Origin of the sequence: Pseudosulfitobacter sp. SM2401, from assembly GCF_042932805.1 — a bacterium.
Taxonomy (GTDB): Bacteria; Pseudomonadota; Alphaproteobacteria; order Rhodobacterales; family Rhodobacteraceae; genus Ascidiaceihabitans.
In genome coordinates this window covers 398,074-411,503 of the sequence record NZ_CP170633.1, presented here as the reverse complement: position 1 = coordinate 411,503, position 13,430 = coordinate 398,074, and the positions used below count along the sequence as shown (strand labels likewise).

Annotated in this window: 13 protein-coding genes; 6 read left to right on the top strand and 7 right to left on the bottom strand. The window is 55.7% G+C overall.

The genetic code is table 11. The features are described from left to right. Positions 1-55 precede the first annotated feature (55 nt). Positions 56-1,015 (top strand): cysteine synthase A, encoded by a 960-nt coding sequence (gene cysK, locus ACFIO0_RS02120; RefSeq protein WP_390913140.1) that lies wholly within the window; start codon positions 56-58, stop codon positions 1,013-1,015. On the opposite strand, the gene ACFIO0_RS02115 is transcribed toward cysK, so the two are convergent. Then, positions 1,012-1,917, bottom strand: coding sequence for a LysR substrate-binding domain-containing protein (locus tag ACFIO0_RS02115; protein WP_390913138.1), 906 nt, complete (start codon positions 1,915-1,917; stop codon positions 1,012-1,014). The two genes, cysK and ACFIO0_RS02115, sit on opposite strands and share 4 nt — an antisense overlap. A gap of 87 nt (positions 1,918-2,004) precedes the next feature. Here ACFIO0_RS02115 and metF point away from each other — a divergent pair, with 87 nt between their 5' ends. Further along, positions 2,005-2,871, top strand: a complete 867-nt coding sequence (gene metF, locus ACFIO0_RS02110) for a methylenetetrahydrofolate reductase [NAD(P)H] (RefSeq protein ID WP_390913136.1) — start codon at positions 2,005-2,007, stop codon at positions 2,869-2,871. A 62-nt stretch (positions 2,872-2,933) separates the two neighbouring features. Further along, complete coding sequence (locus ACFIO0_RS02105) at positions 2,934-3,416, top strand: hotdog fold thioesterase (protein ID WP_390913134.1); 483 nt, start codon at positions 2,934-2,936, stop codon at positions 3,414-3,416. On the opposite strand, the gene ACFIO0_RS02100 is transcribed toward ACFIO0_RS02105, so the two are convergent. Continuing rightward, on the bottom strand, positions 3,413-4,495 hold the full coding sequence (locus ACFIO0_RS02100) for a phospholipase effector Tle1 domain-containing protein (RefSeq protein WP_390913132.1): 1,083 nt from the start codon (positions 4,493-4,495) through the stop codon (positions 3,413-3,415). The two genes, ACFIO0_RS02105 and ACFIO0_RS02100, sit on opposite strands and share 4 nt — an antisense overlap. After that, on the bottom strand, positions 4,473-6,770 hold the full coding sequence (locus ACFIO0_RS02095; protein WP_390913130.1) for a molybdopterin cofactor-binding domain-containing protein: 2,298 nt from the start codon (positions 6,768-6,770) through the stop codon (positions 4,473-4,475). The genes ACFIO0_RS02100 and ACFIO0_RS02095 overlap by 23 nt, the downstream gene beginning before the upstream one ends. A gap of 216 nt (positions 6,771-6,986) precedes the next feature. Between ACFIO0_RS02095 and ACFIO0_RS02090 the strand changes: the two genes are divergently transcribed. After that, the gene (locus ACFIO0_RS02090) at positions 6,987-7,592 is read left to right on the top strand and encodes an HD domain-containing protein (RefSeq protein WP_390915275.1); all 606 of its coding nucleotides are present in this window, start codon (positions 6,987-6,989) and stop codon (positions 7,590-7,592) included. An 87-nt stretch (positions 7,593-7,679) separates the two neighbouring features. Here the strand turns inward: ACFIO0_RS02090 and ACFIO0_RS02085 are convergent, their stop codons facing one another. Next, entirely contained in the window at positions 7,680-8,903 is a 1,224-nt protein-coding gene (locus ACFIO0_RS02085) for an acyl-CoA dehydrogenase family protein (RefSeq protein ID WP_390913128.1), read from the bottom strand. Positions 8,904-9,006: 103 nt separating this feature from the next. Between ACFIO0_RS02085 and ACFIO0_RS02080 the strand changes: the two genes are divergently transcribed. Further along, entirely contained in the window at positions 9,007-9,891 is an 885-nt protein-coding gene (locus tag ACFIO0_RS02080; RefSeq protein ID WP_390915274.1) for a LysR substrate-binding domain-containing protein, read from the top strand. Positions 9,892-9,994: 103 nt separating this feature from the next. Beyond that, the gene (locus ACFIO0_RS02075; RefSeq protein WP_390913126.1) at positions 9,995-10,342 is read left to right on the top strand and encodes a hypothetical protein; all 348 of its coding nucleotides are present in this window, start codon (positions 9,995-9,997) and stop codon (positions 10,340-10,342) included. 67 nt (positions 10,343-10,409) lie between these two features. On the opposite strand, the gene ACFIO0_RS02070 is transcribed toward ACFIO0_RS02075, so the two are convergent. From ACFIO0_RS02070 to ACFIO0_RS02060, 3 genes are all read right to left on the bottom strand, one after another. Beyond that, entirely contained in the window at positions 10,410-11,084 is a 675-nt protein-coding gene (locus tag ACFIO0_RS02070) for an SOS response-associated peptidase family protein (protein ID WP_390913124.1), read from the bottom strand. A 55-nt stretch (positions 11,085-11,139) separates the two neighbouring features. Continuing rightward, on the bottom strand, positions 11,140-11,664 hold the full coding sequence (locus ACFIO0_RS02065; protein ID WP_390913122.1) for a GNAT family N-acetyltransferase: 525 nt from the start codon (positions 11,662-11,664) through the stop codon (positions 11,140-11,142). An 82-nt stretch (positions 11,665-11,746) separates the two neighbouring features. Next, positions 11,747-13,306 carry a 5'-nucleotidase C-terminal domain-containing protein gene (locus ACFIO0_RS02060; protein ID WP_390913120.1) on the bottom strand — a complete coding sequence of 520 codons (1,560 nt, stop codon included), beginning with the start codon at positions 13,304-13,306 and terminating at the stop codon, positions 11,747-11,749. Positions 13,307-13,430: the final 124 nt, after the last annotated feature.

Sequence of the window (13,430 nt, the reverse complement as noted above, 5' to 3'; positions counted from 1 at the left end):
GAATTTCGTTCCAATTTTGCCTAACTTGACCCCAAGCAACCAAAGGATCATCGACATGGCAAACATCGGACGCGGTAAAATTTACGGCAACATCACTGAAACTGTCGGTGACACACCACTTGTGCGGTTGGACAAGCTGGCCAAAGCCCACGGTGTTGGCGCGAACCTGCTCGCCAAGTTGGAGTTCTTTAACCCCACATCCTCGGTCAAGGACCGCATCGGCGTCGCCATGGTCGAAGCCATGGAGGCGAACGGCACAATCACCCCTGATCAGACAACTCTGATCGAGCCGACCTCAGGCAACACCGGCATCGGGCTGGCGTTGGCCGCGGCGGCCAAAGGCTATCGATTGATCCTGACCATGCCCGAAAGCATGTCGGTCGAGCGGCGCAAAATGTTTGCAATCCTCGGGGCAGAAATGGAGCTGACAGAGACTGCCAAAGGCATGAAAGGCGCTATTGCCAAGGCCGAAGAACTGGCCGCATCGATCGACGGAGCCGTCATTCCGCAGCAGTTTGAAAACCCGGCCAATCCGGCGATCCACCGCAAAACCACGGGGCCCGAAATCTGGAATGACACCGGCCGCAAGGTCGACGTGTTTGTCTCGGGCATCGGAACGGGTGGCACGATCACCGGCGCAGGTGGCTATTTGAAAGACCAAAATCCGGACATTCACATCGTAGCGGTTGAGCCTAGCGATTCCCCCGTTTTGTCGGGCGGCACTCCAGGCCCCCATAAAATTCAAGGGATCGGTGCGGGTTTTGCGCCCGCAATTCTGGACACCGGCATCTACGATGAGGTGATCACCGTCACCAACGACGACGCATTCGCAACCGCCCGCGAGGTTGCCCGGCTTGAAGGCGTGCCAGTCGGCATTTCATCAGGTGCTGCGTTGATCGCTGCCATTCAGCTGGGTCAGCGTCCTGAAATGGCTGGAAAAAACATCGTTGTTATCCTTGCCAGTTTCGCTGAGCGGTATTTGTCCACGCCATTGTTTGATGGGCTTGGCGACTAGGCTTGCTGCAATTTGCGCGCTTCAATCCGCGCTAGTTTGATCAATTCCTGCATGTAGGGTTTGTCGCGCTCGTCGCTGCGGATCGCTGCATACAGGCGTTTTGTGATCCCGTCTTTGGTCAGCGGGCGCGTGATGTAATCGGACGAATATTTGACCTCGCGCACGACCCAATCGGGCAACACCGACACCCCGCGATTTGACGCCACAAGCAGCAGGATGACGGCCGTCAATTCGGCTTGACGCACAACGGCAGGTTCGACTTTGGCAGGGATCAGAAGTTCGCTGAACACGTCCAGACGGGTGCGTTCAACCGGATAGGTGATCAGCGTTTCGCCGCGAAAGTCAGTCGCGTCAATGTAGTCCTTGTTTGCCAGCGGATGATCCTTGGATGCCACAAAAACCGGCGCGTAATCAAAGAGTTCGATGAATTCGATGCCAGCCAGCTCCTCTGGATCAGAGGACACAACCAGATCGACATCTTCCTTCATCAGCGCGGGCAATGCATCGAATGCCAGACCGGGCCGAATATCGACATCAACGTCACCCCAGTTTTTGCGAAACCGCTCCAGCACTGGAAACAACCATTCAAAACAAGCGTGACATTCGATCGCGATGTGCATCCGACCCGAGCTGCCGTCACGCAGGCCGGTGAACTCGTTTAGCGTTGCCTCGATCTGCGGCAGAACCTGATTGGCCAGCCGCAGCAACCGCAAGCCCGCAGCCGACAATCGCAGCGGTTTTGAGCGACGTACAAACAATTCGACCCCCGCCTGATCCTCCAACCCCTTGACCTGATGGCTCAGCGCACTTTGCGTGATGTGCAACTGATCCGCCGCCTTGGCCAACCCACCTGCTTCGTGAATTGCCTTGATCGTGCGCAGGTGGCGAAATTCGATATGCATACGGAACTCATGTTTATGTTGAAAGTTATGAATTTGTCTCATGAACGTGTCTGTGTCACAAGAGGCTAACCCAAAAAGGATCAACCCATGACAACGCCAGCTGTTTCATTCGAAGTGTTCCCACCAAAATCTATCGACGCGTCTTTTCGACTTTGGGACACAGCGCAGGCATTGGCCCCTCTGGATCCACGGTTCTTTTCGGTGACTTATGGCGCCGGTGGGTCGGCTCAGGATTTGACGCATGATGCGGCCGAAACGTTGCGACGCACCTCTGGTTTAAAAGTTGCAGCGCATCTGACTTGCGTTGGGGCATCCAAGGCGCAGGTGATGAAAACGGCGGACCGGTTTGCAAAGGCTGGCATCACTGACATCGTTGCGCTGCGTGGCGATCCCGTCGACGGCGCAACAACGTTCAGCGCCCACAAAGACGGGTTTCAAAACAGTTGCGAGCTAATCTCAGCCCTCGCAGCGCGCGGCAATTTCACGATCCGCGTCGGTGCCTACCCCGATGTTCACCCCGACGCCACCAGCACGCAGCAAAACGTTGACTGGCTTAAGGCGAAAATAGACGCCGGCGCAAGCGAAGCGTTAACTCAGTTCTTCTTTGAGGCTGAAACCTTTTTGCGCTTTCGCGATGCCTGTGCGGATGCCGGGATCACAGCGCCAATCACGCCGGGTATTTTGCCTGTCACCAACTGGAAAAGCGCGCGTGCGTTTTCTGCAAAATGTGGCGCGATCATTCCTGACGAGGTTGCGCAGATGTTTGAAACGGCTCTGCGTGACAACCGCCAAGACCTGCTGGCAATCGCCCATTGCACGGAACTATGTGACACGTTGGTCTGTGAAGGTGTTGAAAATTTGCATTTTTATACGCTGAACCGCCCCGACCTGACACGCGATGTGTGCCATGCACTGGGCGTGACCCAAACCGCCAGTATCCGCAACGTCGCGTAACGCTTGTCCTGATCCACACAGCTATCTAGCCTTGGACAACAACCTGTTCACAAGGCTTTTTCATGCCCAGATACGCCCAATCCGCTGACGACCTTTTATCCTCTGATGACGTTCTGTCGATGTCAGGTCTGGAATTCATGCAAGGCATTCTGGAGGGACGCCATCCTGCCCCGCCAATCGGCGAAACGCTTGGGTATACTTTGCATGAAATTTCCGACGGGCGTGCAGTGTTTCGCGGCGCGCCCGAATTCAAAACCACCAACCCGATGGGCACTGTGCACGGCGGTTGGTACGGCACATTGTTGGACAGCGCGATGGCCTGCGCGGTCATGACCAAAGTACCACGCGGTTCCGTCTACACGACGCTGGAATACAAGATTAACATCCTGCGTTCGATCCCGCTGGGTATGATGATTGACTGCATCGGTGACGTGAATCACGCAGGGCGTTCGACCGGCGTGGCCACCGGTGAAATTCGTGGCGTAGATGATGGCAAGCTGTATGCCACCGGATCGACCACCTGTATTATCATGAAAATCCGCTAACGCCGCAGTGCCTGGCGCATCCCCGGCCAAGCCCAGGGTGTGCGATTACCAAGTCCTTCACGTACCGACGGATGAATACGCTCTGACGGGTCCAACCCGACTTTGCGCGCCTTTCGGGTGATAAACCATTTGCCGAATCCACGCCATGTTCCGCTTGCCGGTGCTTTGGAATCTTGCGGAAAACGATCTTTCCACGCGTCAGGAAGCGGCAATCCGCAGCCTTCGGCCTTTTCCAGCATCCAGACCAGCGGAATATTCGACAACGGACGCGCTTGCATAAAGTCACCCAGATGCCCACCGACATCGCCGTGCGCGCCGCGAAACCACATCTGTTCCAGCTTGCCCGGCCATTCAGGGTTGCTGTCCCACATCACTGGTGAATAGGCGACGCGGGTCTCGTGACGGGCCAAAGCGTGAAAGCCGTGTTTGACCGACTTGCCCAGTTGATGGTCATGAAACGCGTGACGTGGCGCGCTGAACCGCCATAAAAACGGCGCGTTCAACCCGAGCGATTTCACCGTATCCCAGACGCCGATCATTTCGATCTCGACGCGGCGGTGACAGTGAATATCGGCGTAGCGTTGCGCTATTTCGCCGTCAGGGGCACATTCATAATGGCGGTAAACGTCACGAATATTGCGTTCGGTCGCGTGACTGGCGCGCAGTAACCCGACGCGATCAATGATCCCCGCCAACGACCGCACAGCATAAGCTCCACGCGAATACCCCATCAAAAACACACTGTCCCCGGGGCGGTACCGCGAGGACAGATAGCCATAAGCACGTCGGATTTGGCGGTTGATCCCGCGCCCCATCAACACGTCGCCGGCCTTGCGCCAATGCGACCACTGTAGGCCTGCCTCGTAATACACCGATACATCGCCGCCCATTTCGGACAGCAGTTTAAAAGTCAGACCCGCATTGGTTTCACACCCTTGCGACAGCACCGACATTGTTCCGTCCAAAATGATCACGTGAATTGTCGGTCCGCGCGTTAGCGGCGCAACCTCAGGAACATCCCGCCCAAAGCGGTTCTGAAGCCATCCGGCAATCCGTTTATTCAGCTGCGATAGGGGCATCCTTTAACATTTCCCATACTCTGTGCGGCGTGAATGGCATGTCCGCTTGGCGAACACCGCGATCCCATAATGCATCTTGCACCGCATTTGCGACGGCTGCCAGTGCACCAACGGTGCCTGCCTCGCCACAGCCTTTCATCCCCATGATGTTGGCCGTTGACGGAACAGGTACCGAGGTAAAGTTAATATTGGGTACGTCGTCCGCCCGTGGCAAGGCGTAGTCCATGAACGATGCCGTGAGCAATTGGCCGTCTTCATCGTACACAACATGCTCTGTAATAGCTTGCCCGATGCCTTGAACGACGCCGCCATGCACTTGGCCCTCGGCCATTACAGGGCTGATAAGATTACCAAAATCGTCTACTACGATATACAGGTCCGTTGTGATCGTGCCTGTGTCCGGATCGACAACAACCTCTGTAACATGACAACCATTTGGAAAGCTGCGCGCAGGCAAAGTTGCGGTTTCTTGGTGAACTAATAAATCGTCACGCCCAGCTTGGCGCGCCATTTCGGCGACTTCCAGCATTGTTGGTGTCAGGTTTGACCCATCCGCGCGGAACCGCTCATCGTCAAAAGATATCTCTGTTGCGGGCACACCCATTTCATCGGAAAGGAAGGCGCTGAACACCTCGACCATCTTTGTCACGGTCGCAAGCGTGGCATTGTTTTGCGTGGTCACGGAGCGCGACCCGCCGGTGCCGCCGCCTTTGGCGATCAAATCGCTGTCGCCTTGGATGACAAAGATTTTGTCCGCCGGAATGCCCGTCTGATCGCTAAGGAACTTGGCGTACACCGTTTCATGCCCCTGCCCGTTCGACTGCGTGCCGACCAGAATGTGCACGGTCCCGTCCGCGTTAAAGACAACTTTTGCGGTCTCGGACGGGTCACCCAAGATGCTTTCGATATAGTAGCACAAGCCTTGCCCGCGCAGCAGCCCCTTTGCCTCATCCGCGGCACGGCGGGCTTTGAACCCGTCCGCATCAATGATTTCAGCAGCGCGGCCCAACAGCAGATCAAAGTCACCCACGTCATAGGTTTCGCCGGTCGCCGCCTTGTAGGGGAACTGCTCTGGCTTGATGAAATTCTTGCGGCGCAATTCCCACGGATCAACGCCCAATTCACGGGCCGCACGATCCATCACGCGTTCCAGCACATAGATCGCCTCGGGACGCCCAGCGCCGCGATAGGCATCAACCTGGGTGGTGTTGGTGAAATAGCCATTCACATGCAGGTACGTGGTCTGCACATCATAGACGCCCATCAAAACGCGACTGAACAGCAAAGTCTGGATGGGTTGTCCGAATTGGGAATTGTACGCACCCAGATTGCAATCCGTATGCACACGGTAGGCGGTGATCTTGTGGTTTTCGTCGAACGCCAACTCAGCCAAAGACGTCAGATCACGGCCCGCATTGTCAGACAGCATCGCTTCGGTCCGCTCTGACATCCAACGCACGGGGCGGTCCAGTAGTTTCGCGGCCAAAGCAGCACAGAACGGTTCGGGATAACCCATGGATTTCATGCCAAAACCGCCACCGGTGTCGGGGTTGGTCACATGCACATTTTCGGCCTCTAGACCAAAGGCCGCGACCATCTGATCCTTATGCGCCCAGACGCCTTGACCGTTGATGGCAACATGCAAACGACCTGCTTCCCAATAGGCGTAGGTCCCGCGTGGCTCCATCGAATTAACGATAATGCGGTTGTCGCCAACATCCAGCGACACTACATGCGCTGCGGCCTCGAACGCGGCGTTGGTCGCGGCCTCATCGCCCATGCCCCAGTCAAACGCGACATTGTTCGGGGCCTCGGGATGGACGGTTTCGCCGCCCGCGATCATATCCATTTTGGCGGGCAATTCATCGTAGTCAAACTCGATCAGCTCGGCTGCATCACACGCTTGTGCCAGCGTGTCTGCAACCACAAATGCCAGCGGTTCGCCCACAAAGCGCACGCGATCTTTGGCCAAGATCGGACGGAAGGATGCTGCCCCCTTGGTGCCATCACGGTTGTCCACAACAGTGGCGCGCATCGCGATGTTCATTCCGGCAGCTTCTAGATCATCCACGGTCAAAACCGCAAGGACACCATCCGCTTGCCGCGCGTCAGACACATCCAGTTTTGTAATGATGCCGTGCGCAACAGGAGAGCGGAAGACAAACCCGTGCAACGACGCCTGCGGCGCGATATCATCGACATAGCGCCCTTCACCCGTCAAAAAGCGGACATCTTCGACCCGTTTCACCGACTGGCTTTTACCAAATTTATCCATGGAACATGTCCTTTCTGACGGTCATTGATTGATCAGGACACTAGCGGTCGAAACGGCCTTGTCCAGCGGGTTTGCGTCACAACACTGCGTCATGTCGGTGTTAGGACGCAAAATGGCGGTTCGCGATAAAACAGCGACGCACTTGACCAACCCCGCCGCGCAGATCAGGCTAGTCTGATCGTACCAAACGTCATTTCAAAAGCAGGACAAGACATGATGGACCAAGTCGAATTCACCCAGATGAAGGACGGCACTAAGGAGGAATACGAATTCCTCACCCGCCACGAAGTCGCGTTTACCAAAGGCACGGCAGACCGACTGTTGTCGGCGCTCGTTGATCTGGACGAAGGGTTGTCTGGCTACAAAGTCACACGCCTTGGGCATTCCCTGCAATCCGCCACACGCGCATGGCGTGATGGTGCGGATATTGACTGGGTTGTGTCCACCCTGCTGCATGACATTGGCGACATCTACGCCCCGTACAATCACGACGAATATGCGGCGGCGATCTTGCGCCCGTTTGTGAGGGAGCAATGCAGCTGGTGTGTGCAAACCCACGGCGATTTCCAGATGATTTATTACGGTCATCACGTTGGCGGAAACGCGAACAAAAGGGATAAGTTTGCGGGCAACATCTATTTTGATGATTGTGCTCAATTTTGCGAACGTTGGGATCAAAGTAGCTTTGATCCTGACTACGACACACTCTCGATCGAAAATTTCGCGCCGATGGTTCACGAGGTGTTTGCACGCAAAGCCTATGATCCCGAAGTGATCCGCGCAGGTGTGCGCGAGCCATTGGTTAGATCACCAAGATCATAGCGAAAGTCGCCTGCGGCGGGCTTTGAGTATTTTTAATCAGAACAATCGAGAGGCGCGGGTAAGGTGCGGGTGTCCCGCACCTCTTTTTCAGTAGAATGCTTGGATGCCCGTCTGGGCACGACCCAAGATCAGGGCGTGGACGTCATGCGTTCCTTCGTAGGTGTTGACCGTTTCCAAGTTCATCATGTGACGCATTACCTGGAATTCACCACTGATACCGTTGCCGCCATGCATATCCCGCGACATCCGCGCGATATCCAGCGCTTTGCCGCAGTTATTACGCTTTACGATGCTGATCATCTCAGGCGCTGCATTGGCTGCATCCAGCAAACGACCGACTTGCAAAGCACCTTGTAGGCCGAGTGCAATTTCAGTTTGCATGTCAGCCAATTTCTTTTGAAACAGCTGCGTGCCCGCCAGCGGCTTGTTAAACTGTTTGCGATCCAGGCCGTACTGGCGCGCGGCATGCCAGCAGAACTCTGCGGCCCCCATAGCACCCCATGCGATCCCGTAGCGCGCACGGTTCAGGCACCCGAACGGACCTTTTAGACCTTGGACATTTGGCAGCAACGCGTCTTCGCCGACCTCAACACCTTCCATCACAATTTCGCCGGTGATGGAGGCGCGCAACGACAGCTTGTTGCCGATCTTGGGGGCGCTCAGGCCCTTCATGCCTTTTTCCAAAACAAAACCACGAATTTTGCCGCCGTGTTCTTCGGACTTCGCCCAGATCACGAATACATCTGCGATCGGCGCGTTGGAAATCCACATTTTGGATCCAGAAATCACGTACCCGCCATCGACCTTTTTGGCGACGGTTTTCATTCCCGCAGGGTCACTGCCCGCATCGGGTTCGGTCAAGCCAAAGCAGCCAATGGATGTACCTGCCGCCAACCCCGGCAAATATTTGCGACGCTGAGCTTCGGATCCATACGCGTAGATCGGGTACATCACCAAGGACGATTGCACCGACATCATCGACCGGTATCCGCTGTCGATCCGCTCGACTTCGCGCGCCACCAGACCGTAGCTGACGTAAGATCCACCAAGGCCGCCGTATTCTTCGGGCAGTGTGACACCCAACAGGCCCATTTCGCCCATTTCCGCAAAGATCGATGGATCGGTTTCTTCTTCTGCAAACGCCTTGATCACACGAGGGGCCAATTTTTCAGCCGCATAGGCCGCCGCCGAAGATTGGATCATCCGTTCATCTTCGGACAATTGCCCGCTTAGGCGAAAAGGGTCGGACCATTCAAAGCTGCCCAAATCGGGTTGATCTTTGGCTTTAAGAACCGGAGCTTCTGCGTTCATGATGTGCGTCCTTTTGCGAATCCAATATTTCAACAAACATTGCACAAATCATCCTGAACCTCTAACGCTGGTTTAGCCTGTAATGCATGAGGAAAACGCATCGATGATCGCGCCGCGCCGTTTTCTGCCGTCGACGTCCGCCCTGATCGCGTTCGAAGCGGCCGCGCGTTTGGGCACGGCAACAGCCGCAGGGGCCGAATTGTCGCTGAGCCAAAGCGCCATCAGTCGCCAGATCAAAACCCTTGAAGAACAGTTGGACGTGCAGTTGATGCGCCGCGAGGGGCGTCTGTTGTATCTAACGCCCGTTGGCAAAGACTACGCCGACAAGGTGCGCACGATCCTGTCGCAATTGGCCTCGGCCTCTGTGCATGCCCGCGCCAACCCCGAAGGCGGCACGCTGAACCTCGCTATTTTGCCCGCTTTTGGCATGCATTGGCTGGCACCGCGCCTGTCGGATTTTGCGGCAACCCATCCAGAGATCACAGTGAACCTGTCGACACGTCTGTCGCCTTTTGATTTCCGCACCACGCGGTTCGATGCGGCGATCCATTTTGGACGCACAGACTGGGTTGGGGCTTTTCACATGGCATTGATGTCAGAAACCGTTGTACCTGTGTGTGCCCCCGAAATGTTGCCGGAACCTGCACAGGACGCAAAAGACATTCTCGATCATCCGCTTTTGCATCTGGACACACGTCCGCGCGGTTGGGCGCGTTGGTTCAAGGACCACGGTGTGACACAAGACGTGCCTCCGGGGATGATTTTTGACCAGTTTTCAACCATGGCCCAAGCCGCGATGCACGGTCTGGGTGTCGCCTTGTTGCCGACATTTGTCGCAGAGCCCTATCTGAACAACCGCCAGCTTGCCCGCGCGGCACGCCACACCAACGACAGCATCGGCACCTATTATCTGGTCTGGCCCCAAGATCGTACCGAAGGCGCGCCCCTCAAGGCATTTCGCAGCTGGCTTGGTACGCAAACCGGTTAATTGCCCAGCCTGCGTCGCAACACCGCCGCATTTGCGCCCAAATCCCAAAGTATCGACAATTCAATGTTTAACGGGTGGGGCCGAGACACACAGGAGCAATGAAATGCTGCGCAAGACTACACTTATGGCCGCTTTAGCGGTTTCTTTCCTTTCGACACCCGTCAATGCGGCGGAACACGTCATTTTGATTTTGCCTGACGCATATTTTCCGGACACATCTTATGTAACCGCTGGCGATACTTTGCGGTTTGTAAATGAAACCGAAGGGTCGATCACCGTCATCTCCGAAGATGGCGGATGGAGCACGGGCAATCTGGCCGTCTTCGAAGAAGCCAGCGTCGGCGTGTCCCAAGACATGACCCGCTCATTTTACCACGAAGGTGTCGTTGACGAAAATGGCGATCCTGTGGTGACCGGTATTTTGAAGTTTGGATCCGCACCTTTGAAGTAAGTGTTCGCACGGCGCGTACACGACAGATTTGCCACCCAGACTGTTAAGTTTGGGTGGCTTTTCCGGTTCATTCGCGAGGCTCGATCATCGGCGTAATCAGTTCTGCGCCACTGGCCCGATTTGAATTCACCGCGCGGTCCACACGGTGCCACTGCAGGGTCTTCTCAGAGGCGGCCCTCATCAAAGGTGCTGCGCCTTTGCCTTGTTCACCCAACCACAAACCGACCTGATCAGGTTCCAGAATCACCGGCATCCGGTGGTGGATGGCTGACATGGCCGCATTGGCCCCCGTCGTTACACACGCGCAAGTGCGCAGTGCGTCGTCGCCTGCATCCCAATGCTGCCAAATCGCCGCAAAAATCAACGGCGCACCGTCTTGACGCGTGATGTACCAAGGGTAGCGCGTCCCTTCGCTGTCTTTTGTCCACTCGTAGAATCCGCTGGCGATCATCACGCAACGGCGTTCACGACACGCATGGCGAAAGGCCGGTTTTTCGGCAATCGTTTCAGAACGCGCATTGATCAGCAGCGGCCCATCGTTTGGCTTTTTGTACCAACTGGGGATAAATCCCCACCGCATCGCACCAAGACGACGCACACCGTCTTGCGAGGTAACAACATGCACTTGTGTCGTGGGACAGACGTTAAAATTCGGAACATCCGGCAAATCATTGCCCGGTTGCGCGGCAAACAGTTGCGCCATCGCGTCGTTGGGCAAGGTGATGGAAAATCGTCCGCACATGGATCAATGAAATCCTGATGCGCACGCGGCGCCAAGCCCGCAAATTGTGCAGAATTTACGGGCCATTTGGTCGGGCATATTCAAACACGTGTTCTGTTCGACCAACGATTTCGACATCAGGACCCAATGTCGTAACAAATGGCCAGCCCAAACGTATCAAAAGCGCCTGCGCGCCGGTATTGCGTTCATCTGTAATCGCGTTGATTTTGGCGGCGCGTGATTGGGCAAACACCCAATCCACAATCAGCCCAACCGCCTCAAAGCCTTGCGATTTACCCTGTGCGGCGCGCGCCATCGTGATGCCCAGCTCGGCTTCGCTTTGATCTTGGGCGATGTGCACACCGACGTCGCCGATCAAGATATCACTCACCGCATCTGCAATCCCGATTTGGCACCACCCGCCGATCTTGGGCAAATCTATTTGCTGCATTACGGCCAGAAAATTGCACGCTTCAGCGTCATCCATAGCGGTCCACCCTTGATAACGGGCGACGTCTGGATCAGCGCGATACGTTTGGAAAGGCACCAAATCAGCAGGGCGCAATCGTCGTAAGTTGGCCTTTTCACCAAGTGCCAGCATGATCAGCCCCCCTGCCCTCACATAAACAAAAAACGCCCCGCCTGTCACCAAGCGGAGCGTCAATTTCACAACGCTTGTGGCGTTATTTCACTGTAATACGGCCATCCGTGTAAGGAGTGAACGGACCTTTGGCGGCCAGAAATTCAGCCGTGACGTCAGCCAGATCTGGACCAAAGTCATAAGCGTTTGCAGCACCCTTGAACATTTTGTAGCCATCGCCGCCGTTGCGCACATAGTTGTTGGACACGACGCCGTAGACCTTGGCCATGTCAATCGGGGCACCGCCCACCATGACATCGCTGATGCGTGCACCAGCTGCGGCGGCCGGGTCAATCGCGTAGGTCATGCCAGCAACTTGCGGGAAACGACCTGCGCCCTCTTCCAGTTGGCTCACGCCATTTTCCAATGCCGCAATCAGAGTTTTACCGTCAACTTGAAACGTGCTGAGGGTATTCTGGAACGGTAGAACCGTCAGGACTTCGCCCATGGTGATGGGTCCTGCATCAATCGACGCACGAATACCGCCACCGTTTTGGATCGCAATTTCAATGCCTTGGTCCTTTACGCGGTCCAACATTGCATCCGCAATCAACGATCCCATGGAACATTCCATTGCGCGGCAAACAGAACGATCACCACCAATTTCAGTGGCCGCTTCTGCGACAACTTTGTTGCGGATTTCATCCAGCGGTGCCGCTGCTTCGGCAATGCGCGCAACGGTGTCAGCATCTTCGGCAACAGAGCCGTCGATCACGATTGGCTCGCCCGTGGCGGTGACAATTTCACCCGCGTCATTAAACGTCACGTTCAATTCGCCAAGGAATTTGCCGTAAGCGTAGGCTTGCACAATTGCGGTGTCGCCAACCATTGTTGGGTATGCACCCACGGCGCGTTCGTTGGTGTTGCTGAGCAATGAGTTCGAGTGACCGCCGACGATCACATCAATGCCCGACACGGCGGCTGCGACCCGTTGATCAACGCTGTAGCCAGAGTGGCTCAGCACGATGATCTTGTTCACGCCTGCCGCTTCTAGTTTGGCAACTTCAGCGGCGACCGCCTCTTCTGGTGCGCTGAATGTGATTTTGTCGCCCGGTGACGCCAATTCGTCAGTGTCTTGTGGTGTCAGACCGATCAAGCCGATCTTTTCACCGCCGCGTTCAATAACCGCAGATTTTGCAAGCTTATCCGCCAACAGCGGTTCGCCCGACACATCCGCGTTCGACATCAGAACAGGGAAATTCACAGCAGACATGAAACCGGCCAAAACCTCTGGGCCATCGTCAAATTCGTGGTTGCCCACGGTCATGCCGTCATAGCCCAGCTTGTTCATCATTTCGGCGGCCAGCGCGCCTTTGTAATAAGTGTAGAACAATGTGCCTTGGAATTGATCGCCACCATCCACAAGGATCGAATTGTTCGAACGTGCACGCGCATCGGCAATCGCCGTCACCAAACGGGCTGATCCGCCAAAACATTTGCCCTCGGCGTTGTCTTCTGCGCCGCAACCGGAATCATATTTGCTGATCGGTTCGAACCGCGCATGGAAATCGTTGGTGTGCAAAATTGTCAGCGTATAATCCGCCATCGCTGTGCCAGCCGTCAAAGCCAGCGCCGCCACTGTGTGTGTCAAACGCATCAACATCGTGCGTCCCCCTGTTTTGTGAAATTATGAAATCACTGTGACTCCGCCCCTGTTCAGAGTCAAAGCCACTTTCACCCTTTCCACTACGCCCCAAACATGACGCAGCGGTAACAATGCGCATCTT